Genomic DNA, 16,642 nt, shown 5'->3' on the forward strand with positions numbered 1-16,642 from the left:
CCAACCCGAGAGGAGCAATCATGAAACGAACAGCCCATCTCTTTTGCAAAACCCTGCTGCTCGCCAGTCTGCTCCCGTTAGCCGGCAACGCGACAGCCTCTGCCGAGATGCTCTACCATGTCAGTCAGACCGACGTGAGTACACAAATCTATGGTCTCGGGTACTCCCAAGGCCGCATCTACTACAGCGAGGAAGGCACCCATACCCTTGGCGTGCTTTCCTCCCTCCAACAACCCAGTCAACAGTTGACCACCGACACCACAGCCCTGCTGCAGCCAAAAGGCATCGCCATCGACAGCACAGGCAACCTCTACGTCGCCGACAGTGAGCACAACCAGATTCGCAAGGTGACACCAGATGGTCAGATCACGGTCTTCGCGGGAAGTGGAGAGGGTGGCTTCGCTGACGGCCCTGCTGCTTCTGCACAGTTTCACCAACCGAGTGACTTGACCTTTGGCCCGGACGGCTCCTTGTATGTGGCAGATACGCTCAATCATCGCATCCGCAAAATGGACGCCGCCGGAACGGTCACCACTATCGCCGGGGGCGGCACAGAAAAAGATGCTGACGGCTGGTTGATCGGAGGCTACCAAGAGGGCAAAGGAGGCGCCGCCCGCTTTAACGAGCCGACGTCAATTGCTTTCGATGCTACAGGCAAGCTCTACGTGGCTGACACAGGCAACCAACGCATTCGCCAGATCACCCCAGACGGCACGGTCACCACGCTTGCAGGCTCCGGTACGGAAAAAATCGAAGGCCGCTACATCCAAGGCGGCTATCAGGACGGCAAAGCCAGCCAAGCAAAATTCAACTCACCGCTCGGTCTGACTGTCGCCAAGAACGGTACCATCTATGTCGCCGATACTTGGAACAACAGCATCCGTGCCATCAGCCCGCAAGGCAACGTCACCACCATCGCCGGAAGCCCGCAGAATGGCAAGGTGGACAGCTGGGGAGTGGAAGCCACGCTGGATGGCCCGACCGATGTCATCGTCACCGAGGATGGCAGCCTGCTCGTTGCCGACCGTTGGAACCGTGCAATCCGCCAGCTTCAGCCGATCAACCTGCCGAATCTGACCCATCCAAGCGATGTCCGCGTCGTCATCGGCACCAAGCCGCTTCTGCTCAAAACCAAGCCGAGCATCATCGAAGGCTCCACTTATGTACCGCTGCGTGAGATCGCCGAAGCGCTGCAATTCCAGGTGACCTACGATACCGCCACCAAGGTGATCACCCTCACCAAAGGCACTTATCAAAAAACACTGCAGCCCGCCGATGTCAAAATCAGCGGAAACCGTTCCATCGTCAAGCTGCGCCAGCTCGAAGACCTCCTGCAGATGGATGTCAGCTGGATCAACCGCTACCGTCTCGCCGTCTTGACCGCCAAACCGGAACCCAAGCAGCAGTAGATAACAGGCCATAGTGGCTGCTCACAACGAAAAAAGCTCCCTGCACGTAACCATGCAGCGGAGCTTTTCCAATTTCTGACCCGGTCAGTGATCGTTCCAGAGTGAGCCGAATACGCTGATGGGGGAACACCCTGTTTTTCGAAAAAGAAGGGAGTAGCTGCTGTGGTCCAAACGTACTGGGGAGTCGATTCGGCCCAAGCTGTCAATGAACAGCTCTACAACTGCGTCGTACAGAACTATGGGAAACCAGCATACTGGGGGCGGTACATGCGTACGATTCCCGGCGTCAATGACGGGCTGACCCCACAGGAGATCCAATTCCTGCGTCAGCGTGGGATTAAGATCCTGCCGATTTACAACAATTTCCGTGGGGCGATCGGATACAACCAGGGTCAGCTCATCGCCCGCCAAGCGATCGCCCGCGCTCGGGTGCTGCAAATCCCCCAAGGCGTCACGATCTTTGCCAACATCGAAAAATGGTTCCGCGCTGATGCGGCATGGCTGCGCGGATGGGTCGACGCTTTTTTCCCGTCTGTTTATACCCCGGGCTTCTATGCCAACCCGAGGCAGGGTCCGTTTAACTTCGCCTATTGTACAGCCGCCGCAGGCAATCCGCGCGTCCGCCAGCAAGCCATCATCTGGAGCAGTGAACCGCGCACAGGAGCAAGCAGAAGAGGGGACGCACCAGCGTTCAATCCAGCCAAACCAACCTGTGCGGCCAATGTCTACGGCTGGCAATACGGTGAGAGCGCCCCGCTGTGTCCGATCGACACGAACCTGATTACGGAAGATTTGTACCGGAAGCTGTGGGTCTGAGTTAGCAGGGAAGCACCGGATCGACAAGGGAAGTGTGAGAGGCGCGCAACATCAAAAACCCCGCGAAATCCATCGGCATCGGGCGGTACACCTGTACACGCTTACAAATGGATATGCGGGGTTTCCTATTAGGCTGCGGTGCTGCACTGTCCATACGATACATCATCAGCATGACTAAAGCAGGTCTGAATCCTTGTCGACCCGCTTCTCATCGTAGCTGGCAATCAGCAGCAGGGCAGGCTCTTCTCCGATATTCGTCACAAAATGGGGCACACAGGATTTCCACGAAAACGTGTCACCCTCGTGCAGTACAGCCGAATCCTCACCCTGCTCGGCCCGAACCGTCCCCTTGAGCACATAATGAATCTCTTCCCCACTGTGCGAATGAGGCTCAGGCTCAGTCGGTGACCCCGGTGGAAGCTCCAGCAGCAGCAGCTTGAGACTGCCTTCCTGTCCCAGATGCTCGACCCGAATTTTGTTTTTGCCAAAAAAGCTATGGGCGCGTTCATCACGGCGAACGATATTCATGCGGTCTTCTTTTTCCAAGAGAAGATAGGCGAGGGGCACATTCAAAAACTTGGCGATGCTGTCCAGCGTGGCAATCGACGGGGATGTCTTGTTGTTTTCCACGTGGCTCATAAAGCCCTTGGACAAGCCTGTCCCTTCACATAATTGGGCGATGGTTATATTTTTGCGCTTGCGGATCGCGCGGATCGTGGAACCGATGTCCATAAGATTCTCTCCTCATACACGTAGAAACCTGTTTTCTCTATCGTAATATAAAGTATACTCGATTTGAATCGAGTTTTTACATACAAAACAAAAGTTTTTATTACAAAAAATGTGATTGACAGATATCAACGGGAGATGATACATTGTAGGTGTCAGATAACGAACAAAGTTTTTTAGGAGAAAACAAAGAGGAGTGACCTGGATGAAGTGCTAGCTTGGCAGCATCTCTTTTTTTGGCTCATAAGTTTTGTAATATGAATATAATATTTATAATAAGAAAGGTTGATAATAAGATGAATAACGCAGCTTTGACAGTATTACGAGTAGTAGTGGGGATTATTTTTGCGGCGCACGGTTTTGCGAAGTTCCAAATGGGTTTGGATAATGTATCCGGCTGGTTCTCTTCTATCGGAATTCCGGGCTTCCTGGGTTATGTGGTAGCTGTTCTGGAGCTTGTCGGCGGTATTGCCTTGATCGTAGGTCTGGGTACCCGTGTCATCTCCGCAGCACTTGGCTTTATCATGATCGGCGCGATCATTACGGTAAAAGGCGGCAACGGCTTGATGGGTGCGGACGGAGCAGCAGGCTATGAATTCGACTTGGCTTTGCTCGCGATGCTGGTCGCTCTGGCTATGGCAAAAGGAAGTGCACTCTCTGTAGACGGCTTGTTGTTTGGTAAGAAATCCAGCACAGAAGTAAAGGGATGATCAACGATGATGCCTGCATTTTTTATCTGTCACGGTGCGCCTCTCTTGGCGATCCAAGAGAATGAGTACACCGCACACCTGAAGCAGCTCAAGAACGGACTTGCGGCTAAGCCAAAAGCGATTGTTGTGTTCTCTGCCCACTATGAGCGCGAGGTAACGACGATTACGTACCGTGACGATGTGTACGAGACCGTATATGATTTTTACGGATTCCCAGATGAGCTGTATCAGATCAAGTATCCGGCACGCGGCTCTAAGCAGGTGGCTGATCAGATGGCAGAGCTGTTCCGTGAAGAGGGAGTAGCATTGCAGCTGGATGCCCAGAGTGGTCTTGATCACGGGACATGGGTGGTGCTTCATCACATGTACCCGCAGGCTGAGATTCCGGTCATTCAGGTGTCGGTTAATCTGAATCTGCCGCCGGCTGAACAATACCGCATCGGGCGTGCCTTGCGCAGCTTGCGGGAGCAGGATGTACTGGTGATCGGCAGTGGTGGGACGTCCCACAATCTGCGCAGTATCGATTGGAGTGCGACCGAGCCGGCTGATTGGACCGTCGCATTTGACGACTGGGTGATCGACAAGGCTCGGGTCTGGGATACAGCAGCCTTGTTCGACTACGAGCAACAGGCACCATATGCCAAGATGGCGGTGCCGCGTGCCGAGCACTTTGTCCCATTCTTCCTCGCGATGGGGAGTGCCGACCGCGGGAAGGAAGCAGGCGGCGCCAACCATACACAGGTGACCCACCGCAGTTATGAATATGGAACCTTGAGTCATATTGTATTTTGCTTTGAATAAAAGCAGTCCACAATAAAAAAGGTGGCTTGTCCGACATCGGATGAGCCGCCTTTTTTTCTTAACATTTCTACCTTGATACGTGACAACCTTTCTGGATATAATCAGGGGATGAAAAGAAATGGGAGGGAGAACGGCTTTTATGTTCCGATTACACCCTGCCCAGACCCTTGTATTAGGATTTGCCGGATTGATTATGGCCGGCGCACTTCTATTGATGCTCCCGATTGCGACGCAAGACGGACAGGGTCTTGGTTTTGTGGATGCGCTTTTTACAGCCACGTCAGCGGTATGTGTGACTGGCTTGGTTGTGGTTGATACAGGATCGACGTTTACGAAGTTTGGACAAATCCTGCTGCTGTTTTTGATCCAGATGGGGGGCTGGGGGGTCCTGACCTCAGGAGCCTTGATGTTTATTCTGGCCGGTAAAAAAATCGGACTTCGGGATCGGCTGCTGTTGCAAAGCTCTTTGAATCTCATATCGATTCAGGGGGTCATCCGGCTGATTCAGCGCATCGTCGTACTCACGCTGATAATTGAGTTGGTTGGGGCGGTGTTTCTGACCTTGCGTTGGGCACAGGAGATGCCTTTTGCTCAGGCGGTGTACCGTGGCGTGTTTTACTCTATATCGTCGTTTAATAATGCGGGATTCAGCTTACGACCGGACAGCCTGACCCCGTGGGCCAACGATCCGGTCATCATCTCGGTCATTACGACCTTGTTCATGATCGGGGGGCTTGGCTTTACCGTTGTTCTGGATCTGCTGGACAAGCGTTCCTTCCGCAAGCTGTCCCTGCATTCCAAGCTGACGATCAGTATGACCTTGGCGCTCAGTCTGTTTGGGATGATCATGATTTTCTTGCTGGAGTTTCGGAATCCGCATACCTTGGCACCACTCAGCTGGGATCATAAGTTTTGGGCGTCCTTTTTCCATGGGATGGTACCTCGTTCATCCGGATTTAATTCGATTGATATGACCCAGATCCTGATTCCGACACAGGTGGTCGTGATGGGTCTGATGTTCATCGGGGCTTCCTCTGCATCGACGGGCGGTGGGATCAAGGTTACGACATTCTCCCTGATGATTCTGGCACTCTGGTCGGTGCTGATGAACCGTGAGCATGTCCATGTATTTCGCCGCAGTATTCCGTGGAGCCTGATTACGAAGGCGTTCGCCATTGTGGTCAGCGGGATTTTGTTCGTGTTTTTCTTTTTCTTCTTGCTGACGATTACAGAGGATGCGCCGTTCTCGATGATCTTGTTTGAGACGATCTCTGCATTCGGGACGGTTGGACTGTCGGTCGGATTGACGCCGAATCTCACCCCTGAGGGAAGAGTACTGATCACGATCCTGATGTTCATCGGTCGTCTCGGGCCGCTGACTATGGCATTTGCTCTGCTGTCCAAAGGCAACAAAAAAGGCGGCTACTTCCGATATGCCGAGGAAAAAGTCCTCATCGGATAACCGCGCTTATGCAGGATCAGCGGATCGAGGCAGCAGCAGGGGAGACCACCAGCGGAAGGGTTATCGTAACCGTCGTCCCTTTGCCGACCTCGCTTGCGATATTCATCGTGCCCTGGTGGTCGCGGATGATCTTCTGGCTGACCATCAGACCTAAGCCTGTGCCTTTTTCCTTGGTAGAGTAAAAGGGCTGACCCAGCTTAGGGATGCGCTCCTCGGGGATGCCGCAGCCTTGGTCGATGAAGTGCAGGACGATCCTTTCATCTGCTTGGGTGGACACCTTGATATGGATTTGTCCGCCGTCTGCCATCGAATCGATTCCATTGCGTAAAATGTTGATGAAGACCTGCTTTAGCTGATTCTCCTCACAGGTGATCAGCGGCAGGTCTTTTTCGATTTGGAGGAACATCTGCACGTTGCTCATGATCGCCTGTGTGTCGAGAAGCGTGATGACATGGTGCAGGAGATGGTGCAGGTCGCGTTTTTGGAAGCTGACCACCTGTGGCTTGGCCAGCACCAAGAGCTCACTGACGATAAAATTAATCCGGTCCAGCTCGGTCAGCATGATATCAAAATATTCGTCATGCTGCTTGACCATCGAATGTAGCAACTGGACAAAACCGCGCAAAGCCGTCAGTGGATTACGGATTTCGTGGGCAACCCCGGCGGCCAGCTCACCGATCGCGGAGAGCTTTTCGGAGCTGACGAGCAGTTCTTCTGTCCGTTTTTTCTCGGAGATATCGCGGGTGATGGCAGCGGTGCCGATCACCTGACCCGAAGCGTCACGGATGGGGGAGAGGGTGAGACTGACATGGAGCAGCTGGCCATCCTTGCGCTGGCGGATTGTTTCGTAGCCGGAGACCTGCTGGCCCGTCAGTACCTCTTGGCTTAGTCGCTTGGACTCCAGCTTGTATTCAGGAGGGACGATCATCAGGGGCTGACCGATTGCTTCTTCGGCAGACCAGCCGTACATGCGTTCATAGGCTTTATTGATCTGCACGATCCTGCCGTCGAGATCAATGACGTCGATCGCATCCGTGGTGTTGGTAAAGAATGATTCGAGCAGGTCTTTGGTAGCGCGAAGCTCTTCCTCGGCCCGCTTGCGCTCCGTGATATCGACGCAGGAGGCGATTACCTCTGCGACACCGCCATTTTGGTAGATCGGGCGAAGGGTTGCGACATAGCAGACACCATTCAGTTCGTCCTCATAGGTGACATTTTCACCTGCCATCGCCCGGCGGTAATACTCATCCTTGGGTCTTAACTCGGAGTTAAGCGTCTGGGGTGTTTTCCCGATGACGGTCTCTGGGCGTAAACCCAGACGATAAAGCAATTCGCCATAGGCCATCGTGTAGGTGTATTTTCCGTCGATCTCTCTGAATTTGAAGGTCATGCCTTTTTGTTGCTGCAGGGTGTCCTGCAATTCGCGGCGGGCGTGTTCCAATGCTTGTTCTGTCAGTGATTCACGGGTGACATCCCGCGCGATGACGTAGACACCATCGATTTCATTATGGATAAACCTGGGGAAGCTGATCACGTGTAGATACAGGCGCTCACCTGTGCTAGAGATCACCTCTACCTTTGATTCGTTGCTGCCACCCTGTAGGGCCCACTCCAGACGCGATATAGCAGAAAGCGCTTCCTTAGGTGACAAGAAATCCTGGTATTTCTTGCCCAGCAAGGCATCGGCAGGATAGCCAAACACCCGCTCACACGCTTCATTCGCGCTGGTAAAACGGCCTTCCGTGTCCACCGAATAGACGGGGTGCGGATTATGGGCGAACAACGAGTGGAAAAAGCCATGATCACGGCCCTTCCACTCGCCAAAAAATATCACATAACGGGTATGAGATTTGGAGTGATCGACAGAGATATGTACATCAAGCGGGAGAAATGTTTTGGCCTTGTTGACGGTGCATATCTCTTGTTGAATCGAAACACTCTCCTCTGGAGCGTCCGTCAGCCGTAAAGTGATTTGACCCCAGTCAAGACAAGGAAAAATACGCTGAATGGGCTTACCGGTCATCTCCTCTGCGCTACATGACAACAGCCTGAGCGCTGTGGGATTGAGGCACTGAATCGTGCCGTCTGCGTCCGTGATACCGATTCCCATGGGTGAATGGTTGAATAACACATGAACCGAAGATTCCATCCGCTCACCATCCTTATGAAATTGTAGGTATTTACTAGTTCGGCAGATTTTTCATGTTATCCTGTTCATTCTATCATTTTTGACAGAAAAATACGAAAATACCGAAAAAGTATATACTGATAACGAATATAACGAAAAAGCCCGGATGGAAGGAGAGACTTCCATCACGGGCTGGAATACGGAAAAAATACTTAACGTCGGCCTCCGCTTGAACTGCTGGAGCCACCGGAGCTGCTTCTGCTTCCAGAAGAACTGCCACCCGATGAAGAACTGCTACCAGACGAGCTTCCGCTGTACGATGAGCCACTTGAACGACCAGATGAGGACGAACTGCCCGAAGAGGTGGTTGTGGTGCCAGATGAAGACTTGCTGGTTGATGCGGGACTTGTGACGGTTTTGCTTGATGGGGAGCTAGAGCTATTGGTTGTAGTTTTGCTGGAAGTTGTGGATGTCGATTTGGGAGCGGTACCTGTCGACTTCGCAGGCAGGGTTTTCGATCCTGTGGAAGTGGTCGTTGTGCTCTTGGTGGTCGTGTTTGTGGATGCGGTACCGCTGACCGGCTTCGTGCTCGTTGTTTTCGCTTGAGCTGGTGCAGTTCCGGCGGTGGTGGCAGGCTTCGCAGTTGTACTGGTTGGGGTGGCTGTCTTCGTTGTACCGACGGCGGCAGCTGTCCATTTGCCTGCGACGAGCTTCACCTTCTCTGGGTGGTAGCCATTCGCATCGGCATAGGTTGAGACGGACCAAATGCCCCATTTCAGCTCCTTGGCGCGGTTTTCCAGCTTTCCATACCGAGTTGCATATTTGGCTTTGCCGTACGTCTTCCAATCGACACGGGCGAAGCCTTTTTCGACCAATTCTTCGTTCAGTGGATGACCGCTGGCGTAGACATAGGCGTACGGGTGGCCGTCCTCGTCCGAGGTAAGCGTATCGTCATATTCGAGGAAGAGCTGGTCATTTAAGTGCAAGGTTCGTTCCAGATTGGCAACAGCCTCGGGGGCGTACGGAATGGAACTATCGTTGTCCGTGGTGCTGATGGTATCTGGCGTGTCGACCATGAGCAGACGGATCACTTGGTGTTGCTCCTTTAGCTTCACCTCGATATGCTCCCCGTCGATGAGGCGAACCAGCTTGGCGGGGATGAGGTCGGGGTCTTGATCGAGAGAGTTGGGAGTCGTGGCGACTGGGGCAGATCCAGCTGCCGTTGTTGATGGCTTGGGCTGCGGAGCGATGCTTGCAGGCTCTTTGTACCAGTTGGCTTCACAGGTGAAGATTCGTTCGGTTCCTCCGTTTTTGGAGATGTTGACCAGGCAGAAACTCAGGAACAAGCAGGTCAGTGCCGTGATCATATGGATTTTTCGTTTCTGTGGCTGAACGGCAGCGAGAACGAACGAGACCACCATCATGAAAAACAAGGCAAACCCGATCGATTCAAGCACCTTGAACGTCGTATGCCACCCGAGCGCGAGAGTAGCGCCTGCGGTTGCCACGAAAAAACCGTAACGGCTGGTACCCTCACGCTTTTTGGCTTGGATGCCATACAGCAGTCCGGCAGCCATGATCAACAAACTACCGGGCCAGATGATGCTCTCAGAGATGGAGCAGAAGCGTAGTGAAAATAATGGCAGGATGATCAGCGCTGCGACGAAGACGAGCGCCAATTGTTGTTCTCTGGTTTTGAATAAGTCAAGAAACACATCATCACTCCTACAACTAATGGATAACACGGTATACGAGAGATTCCATGCATGGTTGCTATATTCCTACCAGAAATCGACAACTTTTTTTATCTGGACATGCTAGACTAAGAATCATACGAATGCTTCGGAAGAAAGGGAAGGGGTGGCTTAGTATGCTGGAATGGTTTGACGCACATGGCAATGTAAAACCTGGTATTCACGAATGGAGCTTGACGCAGTTTGCCCAATGCTTTGTCTTTGATCAACAGATGTCTTCCACCAGACAAGAGATTGCCCAAGGCTTCTTGCGTCTGTTCCATGAGATTCTGGATGTGACCGAGCGTGTGGAGGTTCTGGTCGGCGGCCCGTTTGCGACACAGCAGATCAATCCCACAGAGATCAGTCTGGTCACCATCATCCCGGCTCAACACCTGTCAGGACTCACCGCCCCGAAGCGAAAGCGGCTGGCTGGCAAGTTCAACGGCAAAGAGACAGCCAAAGCCTATGGCTGCAATTCCTTGCTGCTCGTCTCCTATGACCCGGCTGATCCTGCCTACCAAGCCTATCTCAACGAACAGAAGCTGTATTATCAGCTCCTCATGTACGATAAAAAGAACCGCCCCCAAGGCATCATCAAGCTGACGATCGACCGTGCGGGTCTGGAGTCTGCTTTTGCCACTCTGTATGCAGGAGGAATTACGGAATGAGCCGACCATCTGACCTTGCCTTAAAAACACTCAACTCCCAGCTGAGCGAAGTGGAGCAGCTCATCGCGGACAAGCAGACGTTGATGGATGGGGAACCCCGTTCATTTGCCTATGAGTTGAGTCTGACGAGTTTATTGTCACTTAAATATCAGCTGTTAAAAGAAAAACAGGATCTGCTCGGGGAGCTGGGCTACGAGGAACTGGACGTCCGCCTGCACGGGGACACCGTCGCCACAGGCATGGCCGCGATCAAAACCGTCAGCCTCGTCCTGACCACCATCCAGACCCTGATCAGCGAGATCGCCCAAGCCGTCGGCAAAGGCATCGGCTCCCGTGGCAAGCTGACCAATGAAGTCCTCGACACCACCCAGCTGCGCCTGCACCAAATCTACGAAGGTCCGGTCGGCTTCAAGCTGCTTTCCCCTAAGCATCAGCTGGAGCTATACCCCCAGAACGATACCATGCACGAATCCCTCGTCATCCTCTTCGACCTCTTAGATGCCAGCGACAACCCTGATGTCATCCTCCGCTACGCCAAAGAAATCGGCTCCCGCACCTTCAACACGCTGATCGAATTCGTCGACACACTCAAAGAAAACGACCTGGAGCTGACCCTCCACTGGCAAAGCTTCTATAAAAAACAACGCCAATGGGCTGGAACCAAAACCCGATTGACCGAACTGTCTGAAGCCTTGAGCGAGATCGAGGAATTAGAAGTTTCCCAAGAGGAGCTGGATGGACTGATTCTGGAAGCCAGTGCGATCAAGGGGACATTCAAGTTCAACATCAGTGAAACAGGGGAGATCATCGCAGGTACGTTCAACGAGGCGATTCGGGAGCAGATTGCGGATGTATATGATAAGCGACCGATTAAAGGATATTTTGAGAAGACGGTTTTGCGTGCGATGAAATCGCAAAAGACACGGACGTTTTGGGTTCTTCAGCATTTGGAGTAGCACTTGGAATAGCTTGGGAATTATCACTTGGTGTTTCATCTTAAGTAGTTGAAGCTTGATTATCCGCAAAAGCTGGCTGGAGAGGGGGAGGTTGGCAAGACGCGAGCCTTTTAGCTCCCAATCCCAGCGGAGAAAAAGACATGGCGTCCTACTTCCTCGAATCCTCTAGGGGCAAAACAGTCTCACTTCCCTGGAACACCCAGATGTTTTTTGCCCCGTCCTAGCCATGTCTTTTTCGTAGCGGCCAGCCCTCACTCCCTTTGCAGGGAGCTAATCGGCGGAGCGGATTGCCAACCTCCACCTTTCCACAACAATGCGCGTTTTTTCATGAAATCTAAACAAGTTCCTAATTCGGAAACTTGCTTGAATTTATAAAATATTGGATATAATGTAATAATGTTGGTGATGAAAAACGATGCTTCCGACCCTTCTAACCCAGGCACCACTGGGGAGCCGATCCCCTCAGTTCAGATTAAGTAGGAGGAGAACCCATGGCACAGCACAAATTGCAAGCGCAGTTTCATGAATTGCTGAAAAGCGTTCCGGCTCCCGCAACGGCAGTGGCGAACAACCGATTGATGGCGGCAGCGCCCCTCAAAAGCAGATTTTCTCCATTCCGTCTTGCCGACATGAACGAAGCGAACCAAGCCACAGAGGAATTGGTCCGTACCTTCAAAGCAGAAGGGATCGACGCGACGCTTGGCAAGGCGAAGGAATGGATGCAAGAAGGACGCGACCCTGAGCTGATCAAGCATGCACTCAAGATGTTTGTCACCCATCATCCGCATGGGACAGGTCTGAGTATCCCAAGTCTGGAGGAACGCGAGCCGTATACCGTTCTTCCTTCTGTTGCCCCGCAAGGCACCAGAGAAGCAGGGAATAAGCGTCTGGTACCACCAAGCCCGGAAGACCAACTTCTATGGTTCCGTGAAGACCCCAAGATGAATGAGCATCACGAGCACTGGCATGTCGTCTATCCGATTACCGGAGTGCCGAGCGAATACAGTCCGTTGGGCGGTAAGCTCAAAGACCGCCAAGGCGAGCTGTTCCTGTACATGCACCGCCAAATGCTGGCCCGCTATGATTCAGAGCGTGTCACGACCGACTTGGGACGCGTTGAACCGTGGAGCACGGATGCGGTCGACCCGTATGGCTACGATCCGGGGCAGTACCTCCGCGACCAGTTCAGCGTGCGTCAACCAGGCAAGAGCTTCAAGGATTATCCAGAGGGTTCCCTCGATCCGTCCGAAGCACCGGACAAAATCTGGGAGCATTACAATAACTTCATCGAAGCATGTACCACCGGCTATTTTACCGTGCCCAACGAGGATGGCGTAGAAGTCAAGCTGCCGGTTACGACACAGCTGTTGGGCTCTTCGCTGGAAGCCGACATTGGTTCTGTGGCGACAGTGGCTTTTAACCCCAAAGACTTCGCGTCTTTTTACAATGGCTTGAACGCTTCCCGCTACGGCAACATTCACAACGATGGTCACGATGTCTTGTCCGTACTCAGTGAGGACCCGATCAATCATCCGGGTGTGATGACGACGACCCGAGTGGCCTGCCGTGACCATGTGTTTTTCCGTTGGCACAAGATGATCGACAACATCTGGGAGACATGGGAAGTCAACAACCGCCAGAAGCCGAACGACTTCAGCGATGCTCCCAAAGCGGTCAGCATACGCCAGTCTATCGATGGTAGCGCACCAGGTGCTGAGGGCAGTCCAGACATCCTGCTCACACTCACCGAGCAGATCAAAGTCCCATGGGATAACTGGCAAAAGTTCGGCCAAGAATATTTTGGCAACCAAAATTGGAATGAAACGTTCTACCAAAGCGACCTGACTACCGATACCTTGGAGACCCAGATGCTCAGACGCGTCATCACCGTTGAGCCGGGGGCAGAGAATCCAGCATCACCAGAGCCACCGCATGAGATCGAATATCTGGATCAAAAGGAATTTTTCTATTTCTTCCGTCTGCAGAACAGCGACCAGACCGCTGACCAAGATGTAACTGCCCGTGTCTTCCTGTGCGATGCCGAATATGTGGACGACCGCCGCATGTGGATTGAGATGGACAAATTCCGCATCACTGTGCCAAAAGGGGAGAACATGGTCGTCTGGCAACCAGCCTCGCTCAGCTCTGTCATCCGCAAGCCAGCGACCAAACCGCCGGCGATGCATCAGACCCCTGTCAGCACATCCTCCAATCCACAGCTGAATGCACTGGTGGATGAGAACTATTGCGACTGCGGCTGGCCGTATAATCTGCTGTTGCCGCGTGGGACGGAAGAAGGGCGCAAGTACCGCCTGATGATCATGCTGACCGATTGGAACAAGGATCATGTCAGCCATTCCAGCAAATGCGGCTCTATGAGCTATTGCGGTGCCAAAGAGGAGTACCCGGATACACGTCCGATGGGCTATCCGTTTGACCGAATGTTCAAGACAGATGAGGCGGGCAAGCCTTCGTTTGACCAGACATTCGCAGGACTGTCCAATGTAGCTTGGCGCGAGATTACCATCCGTCATATCACCGAATAAAAACAAACACCGAATAAAAACAAACAACAGCCGTCTCTCAGTATACTTCACTGGGCAAACGGCTGTTGTTCATTCTTTTATCACCTATTCATTCAGCTTAAAATACCATCCAAACTCCGCTTCTGCACACGCCTCCTCGCCATCAACAGGCTTCACCGTCGCTGTAACGGTAAAGCGGATGCGGTCTCCCGGCTGCTTCAGCGTATTGCGGATCTCTTCCTCCAGATCAGCCGGAATCGTGGCAAATGCGTCCAGGTCACCAATCCCCGGAGCCTTGTAATCAATGGAGGAATGCGTCACGAGCAGGGTAACCTTATTCGGCACCGAAATCAGATCTGGAAAAGTCGCCATCATCACAGCACCGGCGGCGCTTTCAGCCAGAGTGAACTGAGCCCCGGCATGGATCGTTTTCACATGATTGTGGTTGGCCTCGCGGTGAGGCAGGCGGACTTGTACCGCCCCTTTTTCAGCGGCGATGACCTCAGCCCCGATAGTTTGGCTGAACGGGTTATTTTTTTGGAAAAATGCTTGAATGATTTCTTTCATCCTAATTTCCCCCTAGATAAGAGTAGGCTTGTTTCTATGTATATGCGGTTAGATGACGTCTTGGGTAAGAGTTTCTGGATCGATATGGAAATTTCCTTCTGCATCTGGCAAGACGGCTGCTGTTTTTACCACAGCATCCAGATTGAGCGGGCCGTAGATATGCGGATAGAGCTGTCCGTTTTTGGCCTGTTCATATTTGATCTCGGCTGTCACCTTGCTCTCATCAAGGAGCAGTAGCAGGATGTCATTGCGTCCGCGATAGAGTTTGTTCAAGACCGCCTCCACCTGTGCAGGGGTAGAGCAGTGGATGAAGCCCTCTGTATCCAGTGATTCAAAATGAATGCTTTCGGTACGCTGTGCTTCGGCCCATTGGCTGTGATTGGAGGTTTTTACGATGAGGCTCATAGATGGATCCCGTCCTTTTTAGGTAAGTTGAATATGATTGTATTGTAGCCCGCTTCGGAGCGGAAGGAAAGAATAGGCTGATTGGCGTACCAAACTATGCGAAAAAGCACAAGTTTTAAAATTCAATAGCTATTTTTTCGTACCAATTGTTGTAATATAAGGAATAGGAAACGTAAGAAAAGGCGGTGACCTACTTCTCATGCCGAACCAACCATGCGGAATTCTGGGTTTTGGAGCTTACATCCCGTATCATCGTTTGACACGCAGGACGATCGCGCAGGCATACGGAGACCGTGCACAAGCAGGGGAAAAAGCCGTGGCCCACTATGATGAAGACAGCGTGACCCTTGCGGTGGAGGCGAGCTTGGACAGCTTGTTATCCTGTAAAGATTCAGTATCTTCAATTAAATCTGTCTATCTGGCGACCACGACACCCTCGTATGCAGAAAAGCAGGCATCGGTGACACTGGCGGCGGCACTAGATCTCAACACGGCGGTCCGGACAGCGGATGTCAGCCACAGTCTGCGGGCGTCTTCACAGGCGATGCTGGCTGCATTGGACTTTGCTGCGGTGACTGCGGGACTGGGACAAAACACAGCCAATCCCGAAGGTCCAAGTGAAGCCCAACATCAGGAGCCTAACGGAGTAGTGCTGGTCGCTGCCGCTGATACACGGCTGGCTGGTGCACAGGGGGCTTTGGAGGCGGTGCTGGGCGATGGAGCAGCGGCTTTTCTCATCGGTTCAGGGGAACAAGTGATAGCCAGATTCGTAAGCGCTTACAGCATCGCGGCAGAGCAGACAGGACAATGGCGGAGCGCATCAGATGAGTTCGTACAGATGTGGGAAGACCGCTTTGTCGCCAGGATGTATGGTACAGCGCTGCGGGCAGCCGTTCACGGACTGGTCGAGACGAGCGGGGTCATGCTTTCAGAGATCCACCGTGTCGTCCTGCCGGCACCACACGCGCGGATGCAGCAGGAAGCCGCCCGTGCCTTGGGACTTACTGAAGAACAACTTGTACCGGGCTTGGAACAGCATATCGGTCATACAGGGACAGCCTATGCCCCGATGATGCTTGCCAGTGCATTAGAGCAGGCACAGCCGGGGGAACGAATCCTTTTCTTGAGCTTCGGAGAAGGGTGCGACGCTCTGCTGTTCGAAGTGACGGAACAAATCCTTACCTACCGCGAAACCCGCGAAAACAGTGACAACCGAAAGTCCCGCAGCATCCAAGGCTATCTCAAACAAGCTGACAACACGCTCGCCTACACCAGCTACCTCAAATGGAAAGGGCTGCTCCCGCTTGAACCGGGCCGCCGTCCTGACCCTGACCGTCCGTCGGTACCTGCAATGCAGCGCAATCTGCGGCAAAATCTGGCGCTGTACGGAACCGTCTGCACCCAGTGTGGGACGAAGCAGTATCCGAAGCAACGCGTCTGTATTTCCTGTCAGGCGAAGGACGAGATGCAGGAGTACCGTTTTTATGGCCGTCCTGCCCGCATCTCGACGTATACGGTGGACTATCTGGCAGCCAGTGCCTCCTCACCTGTGATGATCGCGGTCGTCGATTTTGACGAGGGGGGACGGATGATGCTGGAGGTAACCGATTGCAAGCCAGAGGAGCTTCGCATCGGGTTGGAGCTTGATCTTACGTTCCGCAAGCTGTCCGTGGCAGGTGGACTGCACACGTATGCTTGGAAAGCCAGACCAAAGCGCTAAAGGGGGGAGA

At 52.9% G+C, this 16,642-nt stretch carries 14 protein-coding genes; 9 read left to right on the plus strand and 5 right to left on the minus strand.

The annotated features are described in order from the left end of the window. The first annotated feature begins 20 nt into the window (after positions 1 to 20). Both FGI41_RS13950 and FGI41_RS13955 read left to right on the plus strand, forming a co-directional pair. The gene (locus tag FGI41_RS13950; RefSeq protein WP_139490929.1) at positions 21 to 1,409 is read left to right on the plus strand and encodes an NHL domain-containing protein; all 1,389 of its coding nucleotides are present in this window, start codon (positions 21 to 23) and stop codon (positions 1,407 to 1,409) included. A gap of 162 nt (positions 1,410 to 1,571) precedes the next feature. Then, the gene (locus FGI41_RS13955) at positions 1,572 to 2,225 is read left to right on the plus strand and encodes a glycoside hydrolase domain-containing protein (protein ID WP_139490931.1); all 654 of its coding nucleotides are present in this window, start codon (positions 1,572 to 1,574) and stop codon (positions 2,223 to 2,225) included. Between the two features lie 174 nt (positions 2,226 to 2,399). Here FGI41_RS13955 and FGI41_RS13960 read toward each other — a convergent pair whose 3' ends face one another. Continuing rightward, positions 2,400 to 2,957: a helix-turn-helix domain-containing protein gene (locus FGI41_RS13960; RefSeq protein WP_139490933.1), complete on the minus strand. Its 558-nt coding sequence runs from the start codon at positions 2,955 to 2,957 to the stop codon at positions 2,400 to 2,402. Between the two features lie 293 nt (positions 2,958 to 3,250). Between FGI41_RS13960 and FGI41_RS13965 the strand changes: the two genes are divergently transcribed. From FGI41_RS13965 to FGI41_RS13975, 3 genes are all read left to right on the plus strand, one after another. After that, a complete protein-coding gene (locus FGI41_RS13965; protein ID WP_139490935.1) occupies positions 3,251 to 3,664 on the plus strand; it encodes a DoxX family protein in 414 nt (137 codons plus the stop codon). Positions 3,665 to 3,670: 6 nt separating this feature from the next. Beyond that, positions 3,671 to 4,465 carry a dioxygenase family protein gene (locus FGI41_RS13970; protein ID WP_139490937.1) on the plus strand — a complete coding sequence of 265 codons (795 nt, stop codon included), beginning with the start codon at positions 3,671 to 3,673 and terminating at the stop codon, positions 4,463 to 4,465. A gap of 139 nt (positions 4,466 to 4,604) precedes the next feature. Continuing rightward, positions 4,605 to 5,927, plus strand: a complete 1,323-nt coding sequence (locus tag FGI41_RS13975) for a TrkH family potassium uptake protein (RefSeq protein WP_255298465.1) — start codon at positions 4,605 to 4,607, stop codon at positions 5,925 to 5,927. A gap of 16 nt (positions 5,928 to 5,943) precedes the next feature. On the opposite strand, the gene FGI41_RS13980 is transcribed toward FGI41_RS13975, so the two are convergent. Next, the gene (locus FGI41_RS13980) at positions 5,944 to 8,076 is read right to left on the minus strand and encodes a PAS domain S-box protein (RefSeq protein ID WP_139490940.1); all 2,133 of its coding nucleotides are present in this window, start codon (positions 8,074 to 8,076) and stop codon (positions 5,944 to 5,946) included. Between the two features lie 191 nt (positions 8,077 to 8,267). Further along, the gene (locus tag FGI41_RS13985; RefSeq protein WP_139490942.1) at positions 8,268 to 9,770 is read right to left on the minus strand and encodes a thermonuclease family protein; all 1,503 of its coding nucleotides are present in this window, start codon (positions 9,768 to 9,770) and stop codon (positions 8,268 to 8,270) included. A gap of 155 nt (positions 9,771 to 9,925) precedes the next feature. Here FGI41_RS13985 and FGI41_RS13990 point away from each other — a divergent pair, with 155 nt between their 5' ends. The 3 genes from FGI41_RS13990 to FGI41_RS14000 all read left to right on the plus strand — a co-directional run bounded on the left by FGI41_RS13990 (position 9,926) and on the right by FGI41_RS14000 (position 13,961). Continuing rightward, the gene (locus FGI41_RS13990) at positions 9,926 to 10,459 is read left to right on the plus strand and encodes a DUF6932 family protein (protein WP_139490944.1); all 534 of its coding nucleotides are present in this window, start codon (positions 9,926 to 9,928) and stop codon (positions 10,457 to 10,459) included. Further along, positions 10,456 to 11,415, plus strand: a complete 960-nt coding sequence (locus FGI41_RS13995; protein ID WP_139490946.1) for a hypothetical protein — start codon at positions 10,456 to 10,458, stop codon at positions 11,413 to 11,415. Before FGI41_RS13990 ends, FGI41_RS13995 begins: the two co-directional genes overlap by 4 nt. 491 nt (positions 11,416 to 11,906) lie before the next feature. After that, a complete protein-coding gene (locus tag FGI41_RS14000) occupies positions 11,907 to 13,961 on the plus strand; it encodes a tyrosinase family protein (RefSeq protein WP_139490948.1) in 2,055 nt (684 codons plus the stop codon). Positions 13,962 to 14,045: 84 nt separating this feature from the next. Here FGI41_RS14000 and FGI41_RS14005 read toward each other — a convergent pair whose 3' ends face one another. Both FGI41_RS14005 and FGI41_RS14010 read right to left on the minus strand, forming a co-directional pair. Next, positions 14,046 to 14,507 (minus strand): YiiD C-terminal domain-containing protein, encoded by a 462-nt coding sequence (locus FGI41_RS14005; RefSeq protein ID WP_139490950.1) that lies wholly within the window; start codon positions 14,505 to 14,507, stop codon positions 14,046 to 14,048. A 48-nt stretch (positions 14,508 to 14,555) separates the two neighbouring features. Beyond that, positions 14,556 to 14,912, minus strand: coding sequence for a DUF952 domain-containing protein (locus FGI41_RS14010; protein WP_139490951.1), 357 nt, complete (start codon positions 14,910 to 14,912; stop codon positions 14,556 to 14,558). 199 nt (positions 14,913 to 15,111) lie between these two features. Between FGI41_RS14010 and FGI41_RS14015 the strand changes: the two genes are divergently transcribed. Further along, positions 15,112 to 16,632, plus strand: coding sequence for an OB-fold domain-containing protein (locus FGI41_RS14015; RefSeq protein WP_139490954.1), 1,521 nt, complete (start codon positions 15,112 to 15,114; stop codon positions 16,630 to 16,632). The last annotated feature ends 10 nt before the right edge of the window (positions 16,633 to 16,642 follow it).

The organism is Brevibacillus dissolubilis (assembly GCF_006170445.1).
In the GTDB taxonomy this organism is placed as follows: Bacteria; Bacillota; Bacilli; order Brevibacillales; family Brevibacillaceae; genus Brevibacillus_B; species Brevibacillus_B dissolubilis.